General features: G+C 72.3%; 13 protein-coding genes and 1 pseudogene. 7 read left to right on the top strand and 7 right to left on the bottom strand.

Features of this window, described 5'->3' with window-relative positions:
* Positions 1-31: 31 nt before the first annotated feature.
* Positions 32-919, top strand: a pseudogene (locus ABTX60_RS28970) (D-alanyl-D-alanine carboxypeptidase family protein); the annotation flags it as partial.
* 59 nt (positions 920-978) lie between these two features.
* Here the strand turns inward: ABTX60_RS28970 and ABTX60_RS28965 are convergent.
* A complete protein-coding gene (locus ABTX60_RS28965; protein ID WP_352099955.1) occupies positions 979-2,361 on the bottom strand; it encodes a glycosyltransferase 87 family protein in 1,383 nt (460 codons plus the stop codon).
* Positions 2,358-3,752 carry a polyprenol phosphomannose-dependent alpha 1,6 mannosyltransferase MptB gene (mptB, locus tag ABTX60_RS28960; protein WP_352099954.1) on the bottom strand — a complete coding sequence of 465 codons (1,395 nt, stop codon included), beginning with the start codon at positions 3,750-3,752 and terminating at the stop codon, positions 2,358-2,360. Before mptB ends, ABTX60_RS28965 begins: the two co-directional genes overlap by 4 nt.
* 530 nt (positions 3,753-4,282) lie before the next feature.
* Here mptB and ABTX60_RS28955 point away from each other — a divergent pair.
* The 6 genes from ABTX60_RS28955 to ABTX60_RS28930 all read left to right on the top strand — a co-directional run bounded on the left by ABTX60_RS28955 (position 4,283) and on the right by ABTX60_RS28930 (position 13,758).
* Positions 4,283-5,878 carry an amino acid permease gene (locus tag ABTX60_RS28955; protein WP_352099953.1) on the top strand — a complete coding sequence of 532 codons (1,596 nt, stop codon included), beginning with the start codon at positions 4,283-4,285 and terminating at the stop codon, positions 5,876-5,878.
* Positions 5,879-5,958: 80 nt separating this feature from the next.
* A complete protein-coding gene (locus ABTX60_RS28950; RefSeq protein WP_352099952.1) occupies positions 5,959-6,897 on the top strand; it encodes an urea amidolyase associated protein UAAP1 in 939 nt (312 codons plus the stop codon).
* Position 6,898: 1 nt separating this feature from the next.
* Positions 6,899-7,711: an urea amidolyase associated protein UAAP2 gene (locus ABTX60_RS28945; protein WP_352099951.1), complete on the top strand. Its 813-nt coding sequence runs from the start codon at positions 6,899-6,901 to the stop codon at positions 7,709-7,711.
* Positions 7,708-11,298: an urea carboxylase gene (uca, locus tag ABTX60_RS28940; protein ID WP_352099950.1), complete on the top strand. Its 3,591-nt coding sequence runs from the start codon at positions 7,708-7,710 to the stop codon at positions 11,296-11,298. The genes ABTX60_RS28945 and uca overlap by 4 nt, the downstream gene beginning before the upstream one ends.
* A 5-nt stretch (positions 11,299-11,303) precedes the next feature.
* Positions 11,304-12,989 carry an allophanate hydrolase gene (locus ABTX60_RS28935; protein WP_352100020.1) on the top strand — a complete coding sequence of 562 codons (1,686 nt, stop codon included), beginning with the start codon at positions 11,304-11,306 and terminating at the stop codon, positions 12,987-12,989.
* A gap of 76 nt (positions 12,990-13,065) precedes the next feature.
* A complete protein-coding gene (locus ABTX60_RS28930; RefSeq protein WP_352099949.1) occupies positions 13,066-13,758 on the top strand; it encodes a TetR/AcrR family transcriptional regulator in 693 nt (230 codons plus the stop codon).
* A 147-nt stretch (positions 13,759-13,905) separates the two neighbouring features.
* Here the strand turns inward: ABTX60_RS28930 and ABTX60_RS28925 are convergent, their stop codons facing one another.
* The 5 genes from ABTX60_RS28925 to ABTX60_RS28905 form a co-directional block, all read right to left on the bottom strand.
* Positions 13,906-14,835 (bottom strand): glutaminase, encoded by a 930-nt coding sequence (locus ABTX60_RS28925; protein ID WP_352099948.1) that lies wholly within the window; start codon positions 14,833-14,835, stop codon positions 13,906-13,908.
* A gap of 34 nt (positions 14,836-14,869) precedes the next feature.
* Positions 14,870-16,279 carry an aspartate ammonia-lyase gene (gene aspA, locus ABTX60_RS28920; protein WP_352099947.1) on the bottom strand — a complete coding sequence of 470 codons (1,410 nt, stop codon included), beginning with the start codon at positions 16,277-16,279 and terminating at the stop codon, positions 14,870-14,872.
* A 119-nt stretch (positions 16,280-16,398) separates the two neighbouring features.
* Positions 16,399-17,415, bottom strand: coding sequence for an asparaginase (locus tag ABTX60_RS28915; protein WP_352100019.1), 1,017 nt, complete (start codon positions 17,413-17,415; stop codon positions 16,399-16,401).
* Positions 17,416-17,447: 32 nt separating this feature from the next.
* A complete protein-coding gene (locus ABTX60_RS28910) occupies positions 17,448-18,890 on the bottom strand; it encodes an amino acid permease (protein WP_352099946.1) in 1,443 nt (480 codons plus the stop codon).
* On the bottom strand, positions 18,887-19,564 hold the full coding sequence (locus ABTX60_RS28905) for a FadR/GntR family transcriptional regulator (RefSeq protein WP_352099945.1): 678 nt from the start codon (positions 19,562-19,564) through the stop codon (positions 18,887-18,889). Before ABTX60_RS28905 ends, ABTX60_RS28910 begins: the two co-directional genes overlap by 4 nt.
* Between the last annotated feature and the right edge of the window lie 161 nt (positions 19,565-19,725).

The raw sequence follows: 19,725 nt of genomic DNA, 5'->3' as shown, positions 1-19,725 counted from the left end.
GAGATCATCCATCCGGGTGCTAGCGCGCGGAATGCGGCCCCGCCGTCGCCGAGCGGAGCAGGTCCGTTCCTACGTTGATCGTATGATCATCGGATTCTCTTCCCGGGTGGCCGCGTCGGCCGGTGCGCTCTGTGTGGCGGGGCTCCTGGCGCTGACGCCCGCGGTGGCGGCCGTCCCCGGCGGCCCGGAGACCACGCCACCGGGCGGGCCGAGGGCCGCGGCCCCGCACCCCTCGCTGCTGTACCGTCCCGGCACCCAGGTCCGGCCGCGCGCCGGGGCGTCTCGTGTCCCGGCGGTCTCCGCGCTGTCCTGGCTGGTGGCCGACGCCCGTACCGGCGAGGTGCTCGCCGCCCACAACGCGCACCGCAAGCTGCCCCCGGCCAGCACCCTGAAGACCCTGTTCGCCCTCACCGTGCTGCCCGCGCTGCCGGCGGGCGTCCGGCACACGGTCAGCGAGCGGGAGCTGCGGGGCATCGGCGCCGGCAGCAGCCTGGTCGGGGTCACCGAAGGCCGCTCGTACCGGATCGCCGACCTGTGGCGCGGTGTCTTCCTCAACTCGGGCAACGACGCCGTGCACGTCCTGGCCGAGCTCAACGGCGGCTGGCGGCTCACGGCCGAGCGGATGCAGGCCAAGGCCCGCTCCCTCGGCGCTCTCGACACCCACGTGGTGTCGCCCGACGGCTACGACGCGCCCGGCCAGGTGTCGTCGGCGTACGACCTGGCCGTGTTCGGCCGGGTGGGGCTGCGCAACCCCGACTTCGCCCGGTACTGCGCCACCGTCGAGGCCACGTTCCCCGGCGACGGCACGTCGTCGTACCCGATCCTCAACACCAACCGGCTGCTGAGCGGTGCCCGGGGCGTGAAGCCGTATCGCGGGCTGATCGGCATCAAGAACGGCTACACCAGCAAGGCCGGCAGCACCCTCGTCGCGGCGGCGCGCCGGGACGGACGCACCCTGGTCGTGACGGTGATGAACCCTCAGGACGGCGGTGGGTCCGCCGTGTACGAGGAGGCCCGCTCGCTGCTCGACTGGGGCTTCAGATCGGCCGGGAGGGTCGAGGCGGTGGGCTCGCTCGGCGCGCCGCCCACGTCCACGCAGCCGACGACGACGGCGCCCGCGGTCGCGGCGGCCGTACCGCAGGAGCACGGCTCCGCCTGGACGGAGGCGGGGCTGATCGCGGGTGCCGCCGGTACGGGCGCGGCGGTCGTGGTGCTGGTGCTGCGGCTCCCGGTCCGCAGGCCGGGCCGGAGCTGACCGACCGGCAGCCACAGCAGCAGCCCCAGGGTGATCCAGGCGTAGGTGTTGCCGCCCAGGAAGCCGTCGACGCCGGAGGCGTCGTCGAACCACAGCCACACCACGCTGGTGCACAGCACCGCGTACAGGGCGCCCGCGATCCGCGGGCGCCCCGCCCGGACCAGCACGGCGAAGGAGGGGAGCAGCCACACGAGATGGTGCACCCACGTGACCGGACTGACGAGACAGGCGGCGAGGCCCGTCAGGGCGAACGCCGCCGTCCAGTCCCCCACGGCGACCGCCCGGCGCGTCCGCAGCACCCACACGCCGAGGACCGGCAGGACCGCCACCGCCCACACGGTGCGGTCCGTCTCACCGAGCCGGGCAAGGATGCCCTGCACCGACTGGTTCGAGACGTAGTCGAGGCGCCCCACCCGGCCGGTGTCCCACAGTGCCCGGGTCCAGTAGAAGCGCGAGGCGTCCGGGTCCACCAGGGCCGCGAGCGCCGTGGCCCCGAGGGCGGTGGCCGCCGCGACGGCCGCCGCGTGCCACCGCCTGGCCACCAGCAGCAGACCGATGAACAGCGCGGGCGTCAGTTTGACCGCCGCCGCGAATCCGATGCCGACACCCGCCAGGCGTCCGCGTCCGGTGGCGAGCAGCGTCGCGTCGGCGAGGACGAGTGCCAGCAGCAGCAGGTTGACCTGACCGAAGCTGAAGGTGTCGCGCAGTGGCTCGAAGAGGGCGAGCAGGCAGGCGATCAGGGCCCAGCCGAACCAGCCGGGGCGCCACCGGTCCGGCCCGGCGAGCAGGCGCAGCACCAAGGCGAGGGCGGCCAGGTTGAGCAGCAGGGCGGCGACGACGCTGGTGCGCAGGTCGAGCAGGGCCATCGGCAGCATGGCGACCGCCGCGAACGGCGGGTAGGTGAAGCCGTACGGCGTCCCGGGCACCCGGTAGTCGTACACCCGGCCGTGGTGGTGGACCCAACTGTCGATGCTGCCGTGGTAGACACGCAGGTCGAACCAGTCGCGCAGCAGCGGCACGGTCGCGGTGAAAACCGTCACCAGTGCGGCGACGACCAGCACCAGCACCAGCCTGCCCCGGTCGGTGCGAGGCAAGGGCGGGGTCATGCCGCCCGTCCCTGTGCCGGGGCGAGTTCGGCCTGGCGGGCCTGCCACAGCACGACGAGGGCGAGCGCCCCGCCGCAGACGGCCAGGACGAGTTGCCCCGAGTCCGCCGGGCCGCCGCTGGGCAGTACGGACAGCGCGAGCACGCCGGTCACCGCCGCCGTGCGGTGGCGTACGGAGGTGCTGGGCGCGGCGGCGGCGATGACGAACAGGCCCCACAGGGCGTACCAGGGGCGGATCGCCGGGCCCAGCGCGGCCACCGCCGCCAGGGACAGGCCGAGCGCGTACACCGGCCGCAGGCGCAGCCGCCACCAGAGGAGCACGATCGCGACCATGGCGGTCACGACGCCCAGCGCGTGCCAGGCGGGGACGGCGAGGGGCGCGAGATCGCTGCCGAGGTGCGTGAGCAGGGTCCGGGTGGCGCGGCCGAGGAGGGTGGTCAGGGCCCAGTTCTGCGAGGAGGCGGGGGTGTTCAGGGCGCGGACCCAGCCGTATCCGGTGCCGGCCACGGCCGTCGCGGCGACGGTGGTCCCCGCGGCCGCGGCGGCCGTCGTCACGACGGCCCGCGACGGACCGCGGCCCGCGCGGACCTGGAGGAGCACGACGGCGGCGAGACCGAGCACGGCGGGTGCCTTGACCAGGGCCGCGAGGGTGACGAGGACGGCACCGAGGACCGGTCGGCGGCCGCGTGCGGCCACCAGGCCGACACCGAGCAGACCGAGCATGACGGCGTCGTTGTGGGCGCCCGCGACCAGGTGCAGCAGGACGAGCGGGTTGAGGGCGCCCAGCCACAGCGCGGCGGACGGGTCGGCGTCGTGGTGGCGGGCGAGGCGGGGCAGCGCGGCCGCCATCAGGGCCACGCCGGTGAGGGCGACGAGCCGCATCCCGAGCAGTCCGGCGGGCAGTTCGCCGCGGGTCAGACCCGACAGGGCCGCCGCGACGGCCATGAACACCGGGCCGTACGGGGCGCCGGTGTGCCGCCAGAGCGGGGCGACCTCGCCGGCGAGCGGACCGCCGAGCCGGGACGGCCCGTGCGCGTAGACGTCCAGGTGTGCCTCGACCATCGCCCCCTGGGCGAGGTAGCTGTAGACGTCACGGCTGAACAGCGGCGGGGCGAGCAGCAGCGGGGCCGCCCAGGTCGCGAGCACGAGCAGCAGTGCGCGCGGCGCGGGTGGTCTCGGCCCACGCACCACCCGGCCCAGCAGCGCCCAGGCCGCGATCAGCAGGACGACGCCGAAGTACGCGCCGACCAGGCCGAGTGCGGCTCGAGCGGACGCCGGGTGGAGAAAGTCCTCCACGGGCAGGGCACCGGCCGTCTCACCGCCCAGGGCGAGGCAGACGGTACCGGCCAGACCGAGCGTCTGGCAGCGGCGGAGATCGGCGGGGAATGCCATGGCCAACACTCGGGCAGCGTGGCAACGGCGGATGGCCGCAAGGGGACGCGCCGCTCTCCTCAGGGCGGCCCGGCGGTGACCGGCCGGTGATGTTCCCGCCGGGGGACTACGCCGTGCGGCAGCACCGGGGGCCGCTCCCCGCTGTCGGTGGGTGCAGCTCGTACTCCCCCGCCCTTCGGGGCCGTCCTGCCGGCTCGCGGCCGCGCGCCGCGTCGTGGCTTCCGAGTCGCGCCGGCACGGACGCCATACCGCAGCGAAGCGGACCGAGACGGCCGGTCCCGGCGAAGTCGACGAGATCGTTCGTCGTGGTCACGACGGTGACTTCGGCATCTTCTCGGGCAAGCCCACACCTGGATAATGCTCAAGCGTCCTCAGCACGGCTCATCAGGTCGACCGAGCCGCGTGGGCAACTCCTCCGTGTGAGGCGCGGGTTACGTGACGTTAACGCCGGTGACTCGGCCGTGAGACCCCTCGGTCCCACCATCGCAATACCTGTCAGCCGATAGGTATCTCCCGATGGAGGTGCGCTGATGAACCGCTCGGACACCCCTGCCCCACCCCCCGCCGACGGCGTCAGAACCGGTCCCGCTCCCGCCGACTACCACCAGGAACTACGCCGCGACATGGGCACCTTCGCGTCCTTCGCCGCCGGCTTCTCCTTCGTCTCGATCCTCACCACCGTCTTCCAGCTCTTCGGCCTCGGGTTCGGCCTCGGCGGGGCGGCGTTTTTCTGGACCTGGCCCCTGGTCTTCGCGGGCCAACTGCTGGTCGCGCTCTGCTTCGCCGAACTGGCGGCGCGCTGGCCCATCTCCGGCGCGATCTACCAGTGGTCGAGCCGGCTGGCCGGCACCACGGTCGGCTGGTTCACCGGCTGGATCATGATCATCGGGCAGATCCTCACCGTGGCCGCGGCCGCGATCGCCGCGCAGGCGGTGCTGCCGGGCATCTGGACCGGCTTCCAGCTCGTCGGCGGACCTGGTGCCGATCCCTCGGTCGCCTCCTCGACGGGCGCCCAGAACGCCGTCCTGCTGGGTTGCTTCCTGCTGGTGATCACCACGGTGGTGAACATCCTCGGCATCCGCCAGATGGCCGCTGCCACCAGCGTCGGCGTCATCGTCGAGATCGTCGGTGTGATCGCGCTGGTGCTGCTGCTCTTCTCCCTGCCCGAGCGGGGGCCGCAGGTGGTGGCGCACCACACGGGCTGGGCGGGCGAAGGCGGCTACATCGGCGCCTTCCTGGCGTCCTCGCTCATGGCGGCGTACGTCATGGTCGGATTCGACTCGGCGGGCGAGTTGGCGGAGGAGACGCACAGCCCACGCCGGACCACTCCCCGGACCATCCTGCGGGCCCTGGTCATCTCGGGGGTCGGCGGTGCGCTGCTGATCCTCGCGGGGTTGCTCGCGGCACGGAGCCTCACCGACGGCAACCTCGCCGCCGGCGGCCTTTCCTGGGTGCTCACGGACCGGCTCGGAGACGTGCTGGGACGGCTGTTGCTGTGCTGCGTAGCGGTCGCGGTGTTCGCCTGCACGCTCGCCGTGCAGACCTCCGGCGCACGCATGGTCTACTCCATGGCACGGGAGGGAGCCCTGCCCTTCCACCGGCACCTGGCAAAGGTCTCGGCCCGCACCGGAACACCGATCATCACCTCGATCGTGGTGGGCGTCGGCGCCGCGATCGCGCTCCTGGTGAACGTGCGTCAGTCGGCGATCTTCACCGCGCTGTCCAGCCTCTGCATCGCCATGCTCTACCTGGCCTACCTGGGCGTGACAGTGCCGCTGCTGATCGTCCGGATCCGGCACCGGGGCGCCGACCGGCTCCCGGGCGGCGTCGACGAGAGGGGCAGGCCACTGTTCTCACTGGGCCGCTGGGGCACCGTCGTCAACGCGCTCGCAGTGCTGTTCCAGGCCGGGATGACGGTCAACCTGCTGTGGCCCCGCGCGGCGATCTACGACCTCACCGGCGGCACCTGGTGGTTGCGGTGGAGCGCGCTGCTCTTCATCGGGACGTGCCTCGCCCTCGGCGCCGGCTACTTCCTCGCCCGACGGCTGCACATGCGGATCGAGCTGCGGCACGTACCCCACACGCACGTCGAGCCGCCCGCCGAGGCCGTCGCCGAGCCCGTCTGACGGCTCGACGGCCCGACCGGCCACCGCACAGACCCCCGACGTGTCGAGGGACGCACTGACGAAGGGACGACGGCACACCCATGACCGCGACCGAAGAGCCGACAGCCATCGAGCCGCGCGGCCAGCACCCCACCGGAAACGCCCACCGGCAGCGGACCACCACCCAGCCCTCCACGAACATCCGCGAGCAGCACCTGACCGACAGCGTCCGCAGCGCCCGGGACGACGCCCGTGCCCGGGGCGGGGAGACAGGCGAATGGATGCCGTACCTTCCGGCGTCGAGCAGCCCGCACCGCCCACCGGACGTCGACCCGGCCGCCCTGGTATGGGCGGAGACCGTGGCGCCGGGCGGCTACACCCACAAGGTCCTCGCCCGCGGCAGCCGGCTGCGCTTCGACGACCCCACCGGTGACGCCTGCGCCCACCTGCTGCTCTTCAACGCCCTGGAACGGGTCGAACGGCTCAACGTCGCCGACACCCAGAAGATCCCCTGGCAGGCCTACCTGGGCGAGAACCATCCGCTGCTGTCGGGGGACGGCCGGGTCATGGCGGTGATCGCCGGCGACTCATCCGGCCGGCACGACGCCTTCTGCGGCACCACCACCGATGGCTGGAACGAACGCAAGTACGGTGACGCCCGTCCCGAGGGGCCGTCCCCGTCGGGCCGCGGGCTCTTCGTCAAAGCGGCTGCCAAGCACGGCTTGAGCCGTCGCGATCTGCCGCCCGGCGTCTCCTTCTTCCAGGGCGTACGCGTCGAGCCGGACGGTGCCCTCACCTGGCAGGGGGGTGCGGGGCCGGGCACCCACGTCGAACTCGTCGTGGAAATGCCCCTCTTGGTGCTGGTCGCCAATGTCGCCCATCCGCTGGATCCGCGCCCCGACTACGCCGTCGGCCCCCTGCGCGTGCACGCCTGGCGCGGCACCGCCACCGGCCCGGACGACCCGCGGTTCACCGCCACACCCGAACTGCACCGGGCGTACCTCAACACCGTCGACTACTGCGAAGCCCGGGGGCTGTGACATGGCGACCACACACACCGAGAACCTCACCGAACGCATGGACACGTACCCCACCGCGTCGGGCGGCACCGTCGCCTCCACCGTCCCGGTCGGCGCCGTGTACGCCGCGGGCTCCCGCCTGGACCGGGCAGCGAGCCTGGTCGAGGGAGCCGTGGTCCTGGACGAGGAGGTGGCACCCAACGCGCCCTGGTCGGCGGTGGTGAGCGCGGGGCACGTCCTGACGATCGTCGACGTCGGCGGCAACCAGTCCGCCGACTGCCTGCTCTACAACGCCGACGACCTCGAAGAGCGCTACAGCGTTCCCGACACCCTGACCTGGCAGGGCAACGCGTATGTGCGCACCGGCACCGTCCTGCGCAGCAACGAGGGCCGTCCGCTGATGACCGTCGTCGCCAACGAGATCGACCGGCAGGACACCATCGGCGGGGCGTGCGGCAAGGAGTCCAACACCCTGCGCTACGGCCACCATGTGATGTTCCATCACGGCTGCCGGGAGAACTTCCTCGCCGAGGCCTCCCGGCGTGGGCTCGGGGTGCGGGACCTCGTCTCCAACCTGAACTGGTTCATGAACGTGCCCGTCGAGCCGGACGGCGCGCTGGGCATCGTGGACGGCATGTCGGCGCCGGGGCGCCGGGTGGCGGTGCGCGCCGACATGGACGTCTTGGTGATGGTGTCCAACTGCCCCCAGATGAACAACCCTTGCAACGACTTCAATCCGACCCCGCTGCGGATGATCGTCGTGGATCCGCGGAGCCCCGGCAGCGCAGGCCCGCGGTCCGCGCAGGGCTCCGGCACCCGGGAGGGCGCCGCGTGACCGGCCCCACCACCGTTCTCGTCGCCAACCGCGGTGAGATCGCCCGCCGTGTCATCCGTACGGCCAGGCTGATGGGCCTGGCCACCGTCGCCGTCTTCTCCGACGCCGACCGGGCCGCCCCGCACGTGCGGGAGGCCGACCACGCCGTCCGCCTCGGTCCGGCGCCGGCCCGCGACTCGTATCTGCGCGGCGACGCGATCGTCGAGGCGGCACTCGGCCACGGCGCCGGAATCATCCACCCCGGCTACGGCTTCCTCTCCGAGAACGCCTCCTTCGCCCGCGCCGTCGAGCAAGCGGGCCTGCGTTTCGCGGGCCCGACCGCCGACCAGATCACCGCGTTCGGCGAGAAACACACCGCCCGCGCCCTGGCCAAGGCGGCCGGCGTGCCGCTGCTGGCCGGGACGGAACTGCTCGCGAGCACCGAGGAGGCCGTCACCGCCGCCGAGTCGATCGGGCTGCCGGTGATGGTCAAAGCCACCGGCGGGGGCGGCGGCATCGGCATGCAGGCCTGTGCCACCGCCGACGAGGTGCGCGATGCCTTCGCCCGCGTGGCCGCCCTCGCGGAGTCCAACTTCGGATCGGCCGGAGTGTTCCTGGAGCGTCTGGTGCGCCCGGCCCGCCACGTCGAGGTACAGGTCTTCGGCGACGGCACCGGCCGGATCGCCGTCATCGGTGACCGCGACTGCTCGCTCCAGCGCCGCAACCAGAAGGTGATCGAGGAGGCCCCGGCCCCGGCCCTGCCCGACCGTGTCCGCGTGCTCCTGCACGACTGCTCGCGCCGGCTGCTCGCATCGGTGGCCTACCGCGGCGCGGGGACCGTGGAGTTCGTCTACGACCCCGTGCGTGAGGAGGCCGCCTTCCTGGAGGTCAACACCCGGCTCCAGGTCGAGCACCCGGTGACCGAGGAGGTGTACGGCGTCGACCTCGTCGAGCTCATGCTCGCCCTGGCCCGCGATGGCCGGGCCGACGACGCGGTGTTCGAGCGGGACTGGACGCCCACCGGACACGCCGTCCAGGCCCGGGTCTACGCCGAGGACCCCGGCAAGGACTCCCTGCCCTCCTCGGGCCTGATCACCCGGGCGCTCTTCCCCGGGCAGGGCGCCGACGCCATGCCCGGCGTCCGGGTCGACGGCTTCGCCGAGACCGGCCTGGAGATCTCGCCGTACTACGACCCCATGCTCGCCAAGGTCATCGCGCATGGCGCCACCCGCGACACCGCGTTCGACGCACTCGGCGTGGCCCTCGGCGCGAGCCGGGTCGACGGCATCGTCACCAACCTCGGCCTGCTGCGCTCGCTGACCGTGCGCGGCGAGGTGCGCGAGGCCGTGCACAGCACCAGCACCCTCGCCACCACCGCCGACCCCGAGCCGCGCATCGACGTCCTGGTTGCCGGACCGATGACCACCGTCCAGGACCTTCCCGGCCGGCTCGGTCACTGGCACGTGGGCGTGCCGCCGAGCGGCCCCTTCGACCCCGTCTCCTTCACCGAGGCCAACCTGGCCGTCGGCAACCCGGCCGGCGCTCCCGCGCTCGAAGTCACCGCGGGCGGACTGACCCTGCGGTTCTCCGCCGCCGCCGTGGTCGCCGTCACCGGAGCCCCCGTCCCGGTCACCGTCGCCGGCACCCAGGTGGCGCTGTGGGAGCCGGTACCGGTCCCGGCCGGCGCCACGCTCGTCCTCGGCACCGCGCCGGGGCCCGGCCTGCGCGCCTATCTGGCCGTCCGGGGCGGCATCGACGTACCCGAATACCTGGGCAGCGCCTCGACGTTCACCCTCGGCGGCTTCGGCGGGCACGGCGGCCGGGCGCTGCTCGCCGGAGACGTGCTGCGACCCGCGGCCGCCTGCGCCGCCACCGGCGGCCCGACCCCGCCCGGGCGCCGCCCCGCGATCACCGCGTCCTGGCAGATCGGCGTCACCGAGGGGCCGCACGCGGCACCGGAGTTCTTCACCCGCGAGGACATCGACACCCTCTACGCCACCGACTACAAGGTGCACCACAACTCGGCCCGCACCGGCATCCGCCTGATCGGCCCGAAACCGCGGTGGGCCCGCCAGGACGGCGGCGAGGCCGGACTGCACCCTTCCAACATCCACGACACGCCGTACGCCGTGGGAGCTCTCGACTTCACCGGCGACACGCCGATCATCCTGGGCCCCGACGGGCCGTCCCTCGGCGGATTCGTCTGCCCCGCGGTCGTCGCCAGCGGTGAACTGTGGAAGCTCGGCCAGCTCCGCCCCGGCGACACCGTCCGGTTCGTACCCGTCAAGGAGGCCGAGGCGGCCGCTCTCGACGCCCGGCGCGCCTCACCCACGCTGATCAGCACGGGCGGGGACGGCGATGACGGCATACTCGGCCGTTCGGAGGCCACCGACACCCGCCCCGGGGTCACCTATCGCCGCGACGGCGACGACAACGTCCTCGTCGAGTACGGTCCCATGACGCTCGACCTCGGTCTGCGGATGCGGGTGCACGCCCTCCAGGAGACCCTGGCCGCGCACGCCCCCGACGGCATAGTCGACGTCACCCCGGGCATCCGGTCACTCCAGATCCACACCGACGCCCACCGCTTGAAGGCCCGGGACCTCACCGAGCTGCTGCGCGAGCTGGAGGACGAGGTTCCGCCCACCAACGAGTTGGTGGTGCCCTCCCGCACCGTGCGGCTGCCGCTCAGCTGGGACGACCCGGCGACCCGGCTCGCGATCGAGCGGTACATGGCCGGGGTGCGCGACGACGCCCCCTGGTGCCCGTGGAACATCGAGTTCATCCGCCGGGTCAACGGGCTGGAGACCGCCGACGACGTCTATCGCACCGTCTTCGACGCCTCCTACCTGGTGCTCGGCCTCGGGGACGTCTACCTCGGCGCTCCCGTCGCCACGCCGCTCGACCCGCGCCACCGCCTGGTGACCACCAAGTACAACCCGGCCCGCACCTGGACCGCGGAGAACTCCGTCGGCATCGGAGGGGCCTACCTGTGCGTCTACGGCATGGAAGGCCCCGGCGGCTACCAGTTCGTCGGGCGCACCGTGCAGATCTGGAACCGTTTCCGCAGAGGCGGCCTGTTCCAGGACTCCCCGTGGGCCCTGCGCTTCTTCGACCGCATCGAGTGGTATCCGGTCACCGCCGAGGAACTCCTGGAACTGCGCGCCGAGACCGACGCGGGCCGGGGCGCCTTCGACACGCAGGAGGGCACCTTCTCGATCGCCGAGTACGACTCCTTCCTGACCGCGAACGCCGACTCGATCGCCGCGTTCCGGCAGCGGCAGAGCGCCGCTTTCGAGGCCGAGAAGGAACGCTGGCGGGACGCCGGCGAGTTCGACCGGAACGACGATCCCGAACCCCCGGCCGCCGCCGCCGTCACCGTCCCTGAGGGCGCCGTGCCGGTCACCGCGCCGTTCACCGCCACCGTCTGGCACACCGTCGCGCAGCCGGGCACCACCGTCGCCCAGGGCGACCTGATCCTCTCGCTGGAGGCGATGAAAATGGAGTCCCAGGTGAGCGCTCCCGCCACCGGAACCCTCCTGGAGGTTTACGTCAAGCCCGGTGAACAGGTCGCCCCGGGGCAGATTCTCGCGGCGGTGCGGCCATGAGCGCCATGACACCGGCCGCCCGCGTCGAGGCGGCATACGACCGCGTCGAGTCCGCCGACCGGCCCGAGATCTGGATCCGTCTCAGGCCCCGTCACGACGTACTCGCCGAGGCCGCCGGAATCGATCCGACGCTGCCCCTGGCCGGCCTGGTCGTCGCGGTCAAGGACAACATCGACGTGGCCGGTCTGCCCACGACCGCCGGCGCGCCGTCCTACGCCTACCGGCCGGACGCCGACGCGCCGGCGGTGGCGCGTTTGCGCGCGGCCGGCGCGCTGGTGCTCGGGAAGACGAACCTGGACCAGTTCGCCACCGGCCTGGTCGGCACCCGCAGTCCCCACGGCGCGGTCCGCAACGCCTGGGACCCGGCCCGCATCTCCGGCGGTTCGTCCTCCGGCTCCGCCGTCGCGGTCGCGCTGGGCATCGCCGACATCGCGCTGGGCACCGACACCGCCGGCTCCGGAAGGGTGCCCGCCGCCCTCAACGGCATCGTCGGGGTCAAGCCCACCAAGGGCCTGGTGCCCGTGACCGGGGTGGTCCCCGCCTGCTACACCCTGGACTGCGTCACCGTCTTCGCCCGCGACCTGCGGCTCGCCCGCACAGCCGCGGAGATCGTCGAGGGCCCCGACCCGGCCGACCCGCTCTCCCGAACCGGCACCCAGCTTCCGCCACCGCCAGCGCGCCCCAAGGTCGCCGTCCCGGCCGATGCGCACCTGCGGGGCATGGCCGACGGCTGGCGCGAGGCCTTCTACGCCGCCGTCGCCCGCCTGGCGAGCACCGGAGTGGAGATCGTCGAGGTCGACGTCACCCCGCTGCTGACGGCCGCTCGACTGCTGTACGGCGGTGCGTTCGTGGCCGAGCGCTACGCCGCCGTGGGGGAACACCTGGAGAAGCACCGCGACCTCATCGGTACCGACCTCGATCCCACCGTCGCGGCCATCGTGCTGGCCGGCCGGGAGAAGACCGCCGCCGACTGGGCCGCCGACACCGCGCGGCTCGCCGCACTCGGCGCCGCCGCGCGTACGGCCCTCGACGGCTGTGCGGCGCTCCTCACCCCGACCACCACCTGGCACCCCACCCTCGACGAGGTCGCGGCCGACCCGGTCGGCGCCAACGCACGCATGGGCCGGTTCACCAACTTCGCCAACCTCCTGGATTACGCCTCACTCGCCGTCCCCGCCGGGTTCGTGGACGGCCTGCCGTTCGGCGTGATGTTCACCGGCCCGGCCTTCTCCGACCGCGCACTGGCCGCCCTGGCCGCGCGGCTCGCCGATCCCGGCATCGACCTGTTCGTGGTCGGAGCTCACCTCACGGGACAGCCGCTCAACGCCCAACTGGTGCAGGCGGGCGGCACCTTGACCGGCCCGGCGCGCACGGCCGCCACCTACCGGCTGTACGCCCTGGAGACCGAGCCTCCCAAGCCGGGCCTGGTCAGGGTTGCCCAGGACCTCCGGGACGCACAGGCCGGCCCGGGGGCCGTAGGCCACGCGGGCATCGAGGGCGAGATCTGGCGACTGCCGGCCACGGGGTTCGGCGCGCTGACCGCCGCCGTTCCCGCGCCGATGACCATCGGCACCGTCGAACTGGCCGACGGACGCGAGATCAGCGGCTTCCTGGTGGAGCCGTACGCCGTCGAGGACGCCCCCGACATCACCCGCTTCGGCGGCTGGCGCGCCTATCTGGCGGCTTCCTGACCCGAGTCGGAACCGGCGGGCGCACCGGGATCTGCCTGGGCCGGGTCGCCCGCCACCGAGGTGGCAGGATGGGATCATGAAGACGACGCGGCCCCGCCAAGGCAGACCCCGGCACACGCCGCCGTCCGATCCCCACACCTCCGCCCGCGACCAGATCCTCGACGCCGCCGGTGCGCTCTTCGTCGAACACGGGATCGCCGCCACCAGCACGCGCATGATCGCCGAGCGGGTCGGCATCAGACAGGCCTCGCTGTACTACCACTTCGCCACCAAGGACGAGATCCTCGCCGAGCTCTTGGCCACCTCGGTCCGGCCGAGCCTTGAGATGGTGGAGCGGATCCACGGCTGGGTGCCCGAGCGGGCGAGCGCGGCCGCGGCACTGTACGCGGTGGCCGCGACGGACGTACGCACGCTGTCCCGCACCCCCTACAACATCGGCACGCTCTACCTTCTGCCGGAAGTGCTGGCGGCCGGACGGTTCGACGCCTTCCGCGCCGACCGGGAACGACTGCAGGAGGGCTACGGGAGGATCGGCACTCTGGCGGCGACTCAGGACGTCGTACGCGGCCTGCCGCCCGAGCGGATCGGCGAACTGCTGATCCAGCTGGTGGAGGTCGTCATCCAGATCCGGCGTTCCCGCGAGCCGGACGCGGCCGACACCGATGCCATCGCCTCGTCGTGTGTCAGGCTGTGCGGACTCGACGAAGCGGCGCTGGCCGCGGCCAGGGACGAGGCCCACTCCTTGCTGAAGCGCCTGCGTCGGCCCTGACGAGATCACGACGCCGCCGCCGGCCGCTCGGCCGTCTCCGGGTTCCGACCGCCACCCGGGGCGGCCGGGCCGCCCCGGCCGGGGTCTGTTTCGGAAGCCCGATCCGAGTGGGCCGTCCGAGAGGTCCCGGGCGGACGGCCCCGGCGGTCAGAACACCGACAGACCGGTCAGGGTGGTGAAACGGTCGAGCGCGGCCACGCCCGTCACCGAGTTGCCCCGCTCGTCCAGGCCCGGGCTCCACACGCACAGGGTGCAGCGGCCGGGCACGACCGCGATGATGCCGCCGCCCACTCCGCTCTTGCCGGGCAGGCCCACGCGGTAGGCGAAGTCGCCGGCCGCGTCGTACGTGCCGCAGGTCAGCATGATGGCGTTGATCTGCTTGGCCTGGCTGCGGGTGAGCAGGCGGGTGCCATCCGCGCGGATGCCGTGGCGGGCGAGGAAGCCCGTGGCGAGGGCCAGGTCGGCGCATGACGCGGCGATCGAGCACTGCCGGAAGTACTGCTCCAGGAGGGTCGGCACGGGGTTGTCGATGTTGCCGTAGGACGCCATGAAGTGGCCGAGCGCGGCGTTGCGGTCGCCGTGGGCGGTCTCGGACGCGGCGACCTCCTGGTCGAAGGTGAGGTCGGGGTTGCCGCTCTCCGCCCGCAGGAACGCCAGCAGTTCGCCCGACGCGTCGCCGGTGCGGGTGTGCAGCCGGTCGGTGACGACGAGGGCGCCCGCGTTGATGAACGGGTTGCGCGGGATGCCGTTCTCGTACTCCAACTGGACGAGGGAGTTGAAAGGGTTGCCGGAGGGCTCGCGGCCGACGTGCTCCCACAGGGCGTCGCCCTCGCGGGCCAGGTCGAGGGCGAGGGTGAAGACCTTGGTGAGGGACTGTGCGGAGAACGGCTGCCGCCAGTCCCCCACCCCGTACGCGGTGCCGTCCTGCTCGGCGACGGCCATGCCGAAGCTGCGCGGGTCGCGGGCGGCGAGTGCCGGGATGTAGTCGGCGGGCCGGCCGCGGCCCGGGGTCCGCTCGATCTCCTCGGCGATGCGCTCCAGGACCGGCTGGAAGGTCGACGACGTCATGATCACCATTCTCCCTCTGCCGGTCCCGGTGCGCTCCGGCAGGTCAGGCCGGGGTCGGGCCGGTGCCGGCGAGGACCTCGGGGCGCAGCAGGCCGGCGAGTGTCTCGGCGGGTAGCAGGCCTTTCTCCAGGACGAGTTCGGCCACGCCCCGGCCGGTGGCGAGGGCCTCCTTGGCGATGTCGGTGGCGGCCGTGTAGCCGATGTGCGGGTTGAGGGCGGTGACCAGGCCGATGGAGTTCTCCACGCTCGCCCGCAGTGCCTCGGTGTTGGCGGTGATCCCGGACACGCACCGCTCCGCCAGGGTCAGGCACGCCGCACGTAGATGCGTGATCGACTCCGACAGGGAGTGCAGGATGATCGGCTCGAAGGCGTTGAGCTGGAGCTGTCCGGCCTCGGCGGCCATCGTGATGGTGACGTCGTTGCCGATGACCTCGAAGGCGACCTGGTTGACGACCTCGGGTATGACCGGGTTGACCTTGCCCGGCATGATCGACGAACCCGCCTGCACCGGCGGCAGGTTGATCTCACCCAGACCCGCGCGGGGCCCGGAGGACAGCAGCCGCAGGTCGTTGCAGCTCTTCGAGAGCTTCACCGCGATGCGCTTGAGCACCCCGGACATCTGCACGAACGCCCCGCAGTCCTGGGTCGCCTCGACCAGGTTGGCCGCCGTCACCAGGGGCAGCCCGGTGATCCCGGCGAGGTGACGGCGGGCCGCTTCGGCGTATCCGGCGGGGGCGTTGAGGCCGGTACCGATCGCGGTCGCGCCGAGGTTGATCTCGTGGATCAGCTGGACGGCCTCGGCGAGCCGGGCCCGGTCCTCGTCCAGCATGACGGCGAACGCGGAGAACTCCTGCCCCAGCGTCATGGGCACCGCGTCCTGCAACTGGGTGCGGCCCATCTTGAGCACGTCGCGGAACTCGACGGCCTTGCGGGCGAACGCGTCCTGCAGGACGGACATGGCTGCGAGCAGACCGCGCACCGCGAACACCGTCGCGATCTTGACGGCGGTCGGGTAGACGTCGTTGGTCGACTGGCCGAGGTTGACGTCCTCGTTGGGGTGCAGGAACCCGTACTCGCCCTTGGCGTGGCCCAGCAGCTCCAAAGCCCGGTTGGCGACGACCTCGTTGGCGTTCATGTTGGTGGAGGTGCCGGCGCCGCCCTGGACGACGTCCACGACGAACTGGTCGTGCAGCTTGCCGTCGCGGATCTCCCGGCAGGCCTCCACGATGGCGGCGGCCTTCTTCGGCTCCAGCAGCCCGAGTTCCTCGTTGGCCAGGGCAGCGGCCTCCTTGACCGCGGCGAGGGCGTCGATCAGATGCGGGTAGGCGGAGATGGTCATGCCCGTGATGGGGAAGTTCTCCGTGGCCCGCAGGGTGTGCACACCCCAGTACGCCTCGGCGGGAACATCACGGTCACCGAGCAGATCATGCTCGGAGCGGGTGGCGGCGGTCATGAGAGGGAGAGTCCTCTTTCGGGAAGTGAGGGTGGGTGCGCGCCCTTCAGGGGCGCGGGGAATTGCGCGATCAGCCCCATGGGCGCTGCAGCCGCCGGACGGGAGAACGCGGCAGGCTGTCAGGCGCGAGCAGCACCGGCGACCGGCTGCAGCGAGCGAACGGGCCGCACACGCCCGACCTCCCGCCCACCACCGAGCAGCGGCTCACCCGCGAATTCGGTGAGCGGCTCCGGGTCGACTCCCGCCCGGGCCAGCGCGGCGGCGGTCACCGGCACACGCGCCCGGTTAGCGCCGTCCGCGATCTTCACCGCGACGGCCCGCCCATCGGCCAGAGCGGCGACCTGGACGCCCTCGAAGCCGTCCTTGGACAACAGCCCCGGTACGGCCCGCATCAGCGCGGCGACGTCCCGGCCGGAGCCGGAGGCCATCTCGGCGTGCTCGCGCATCGCGTCGGCGACCCGGGCCTCGGGTGTGCCCGGCGCGGCGGTGGTGATCCGGGCGGCGGCCCGGGCCAGGCCGTGCAGGGAGAGGGAGAACAGGGGCGCTCCGCAGCCGTCGACGGTGACCCCGGCGATGCGCTGCCCGGTGAGGTCCTCGACGATCTCGGCGATGGCCTGCTGGAGCGGGTGGCCGGGGTCGAGGTAGTTCTCCAGGGGCCAGCCGTTGAGGGCGCAGGTGTAGAGCATGGCCGCGTGCTTGCCGGAGCAGTTCTGGGCGAGCCGTGAGGGCAGCCGCCCCTCCCGCACCCAGGCGTCCCGGACGACCGGGTCGAACGGCAGGTCGGGGACGTTGCGCAGGTGGTCCTCGGTGAGCCCGGCGAGTTCGAGGATGCGCCGGGTCCCGGCGAGGTGGCGTTCCTCGCCGGAGTGGCTGGCGGCCGTCAGCGACAGCAGTTCGCCGTCGAGCGGCAGCCCGGCGCGGACCATGGCCACGGCCTGCAGGGGCTTGATCGCCGAGCGGGGGTAGAAGGCGGCCTCGATGTCTCCGATCTGGAGCCGGACCTCTCCGTCGGCGTCGAGGACGACGACGGAGCCGTAGTGGATGCCTTCGACGATTCCGCCGCGTACGAGGTGGGCGACGGGGGCGTGGAGGGGTTCACGGACAAGGGGTGCGTCCGCGAGAGAACTGCTGAACATCACTGCCTGCTTCTCGGGGAGCGACGCGTTGCTCACGCGTCGGCTCCGGTGGTGGGTTTGCGTGCGGTTCGGCCGCGGATGGCGAACCATCCGGCGACCAGGGCCCCGACGATCAGCGGAAGGCACAGCACGGTGGTGCGGCCCGCGCCGCCGTCGGCGTACATGAGGACCAGGACGGAGGCGAGGAACGCCAGCGTCACGATCTCGGTCCAGGGGGAGCCCGGGAGCCGGTAGCCCGGGCGGGTCAGCTCGCCCCTCTGGGTCTTCTGCCAGAAGAGGAGGTGACAGATCATGATCATGCCCCAGGTGGCGAGGATGCCGATCGCGGCGAAGTTCAGCACGATCTCGAACGCCTCGGCGGGCACGACGAAGTTGAGACCGACGCCCAGCACACAGATGCCGCTGGTGAGCAGGATGCCGCCGTAGGGGACCTGGCTGCGGCTCATCACGGAGGTGAACCTGGGCGCGGATCCGGACATGGCCATGGAGCGCAGGATGCGGCCGGTGGAGTACAGGCCGGAGTTGAGGGAGGACATGGCGGCGGTGAGGACGACGAGGTTCATCACGCCGCCGGCCGCCGGGATGCCGATGTTGGACAGCACCGTCACGAAGGGGCTCTCGCCTGCGGTGTACTTGTTCCACGGCAGCAGCATCGACAGCAGCACGACCGAGCCGACGTAGAAGACGCCGACGCGCCACATGATCGAGTTGATCGCCTTCGGCATGATCTTCTCGGGGTTCTCGGTCTCACCGGCGGCGACGCCGACCAGTTCGACGGAGGCGTAGGCGAAGACGACGCCCTGGATGATCAGCAGCATGGGCAGCAGGCCCTGCGGGAAGACGCCGCCGTTGTCGCCGATGAGGGACGGGCCTGGGGTGTGGCCGTCTACGGGGTGCTGGGTGACCAGCAGGAAGATGCCGATGCACATGAAGACGACGAGCGCGCCGACCTTGACGATCGCGAACCAGAACTCCAGCTCGCCGAAGATCTTCACCGAGATCAGGTTCACGGTGAGTACCACGGCCAGCGCGATCAGCGCGATGACCCACTGCGGGATGTCGGAGAACATGCCCCAGTAGTGGGTGTAGGTGGCGACGGCGGTGATGTCGGCGATGCCGGTGGTCGCCCAGTTGAGGAAGTACATCCAGCCCGCGGTGTAGGCGCCCTTCTCCCCCATGAACTCCCGGGCGTAGGAGACGAAGGCGCCCGAGGAGGGCCGGTACAGCACGAGTTCGCCGAGGGCGCGCACGACGAGGAAGGCGAAGAGGCCGCAGACCGCGTAGGCGATGAAGAGCGACGGGCCGGCGTCGGCGAGGCGGCCGCCGGCGCCGAGGAACAGGCCGGTGCCGATGGCTCCGCCGATGGCGATCATGTTGACGTGCCGGGACTTCAGGGACTTGCTGTAGCCCGCGTCTCCGGCATCGACATGGATGGAACGTTTCTGCACATCGTCGTGCAGGGACTGCTCGCTCACGCCTCGGTTCCGCCTTCCGTGGGGATGTCCGTGCGCGAGGAGCGCACGATGTCGGTGAGGGTGGTCTCGACGCGGTCGAGATGGTGGGCCATGGCCTCCACCGCGTCGGTCTCGGACCCGTCGGTCAGGGCCTCGACGATCGCCCGGTGCTCGCGGTTGGACTGCTCGCGGCGGCCGCCCAGCTCGTTGAGGAAGGCGGACTGGCGGGCCAGGGCGTCCCGGATCTCCTCGATGACCCGGCGGAAGACCGGGTTCTGGGCGGCCTCGGCGACGGCGAGATGGAACAGCGTGTCCATGGCGACCCACGCAGTGGTGTCCGTCTCCCGCTCCATCCGGTCCAGGAGGTGGGCCAGGTGGTCGAGGTTCTCCGGGGTGCGGCGCCGGGCCGCGTACCCGGCGACCGGGATCTCGACGTGGCGGCGCACCTCCAGCAGGTCGCTCGCGGAGTAGTCGCCGAAGGTGGGGTCCTCGACGGTACTGGCGACCACGAAGGTGCCCTTGCCGGTCCGGGAGACGGTCAGGCCCATGGTCTGCAGCGCCCGCAGCGCCTCGCGCAGCACGGGCCGGGAGACCTCCAGGGTGCGGCACAGCTCCGCCTCGGAGGGGAGCTTGTCGCCGATGGCGTACTCGCCCCGCTCGATGGCGCCGCGCAGGTACGCCAGCACCGCTTCCATGGCACTGACGCGACGCACAGGCTGTCCGGCTGTCCGGCTGTCTGACAGGTTCACGGGAGAGATACTCCGACCGACGGCCCAACCTGTCAAGGGCCGCCCCGAAAGGGGGGCGGGGAACCGCGTGACAAGCCACGATGGCGCCGCAGACGAACGACGGCGCC

Origin of the sequence: Streptomyces sp. NPDC126510 (genome assembly GCF_040302345.1) — a bacterium.
Lineage (GTDB): Bacteria > Actinomycetota > Actinomycetes > Streptomycetales > Streptomycetaceae > Streptomyces.
This window is presented reverse-complemented; position numbering and strand designations above follow the sequence as displayed.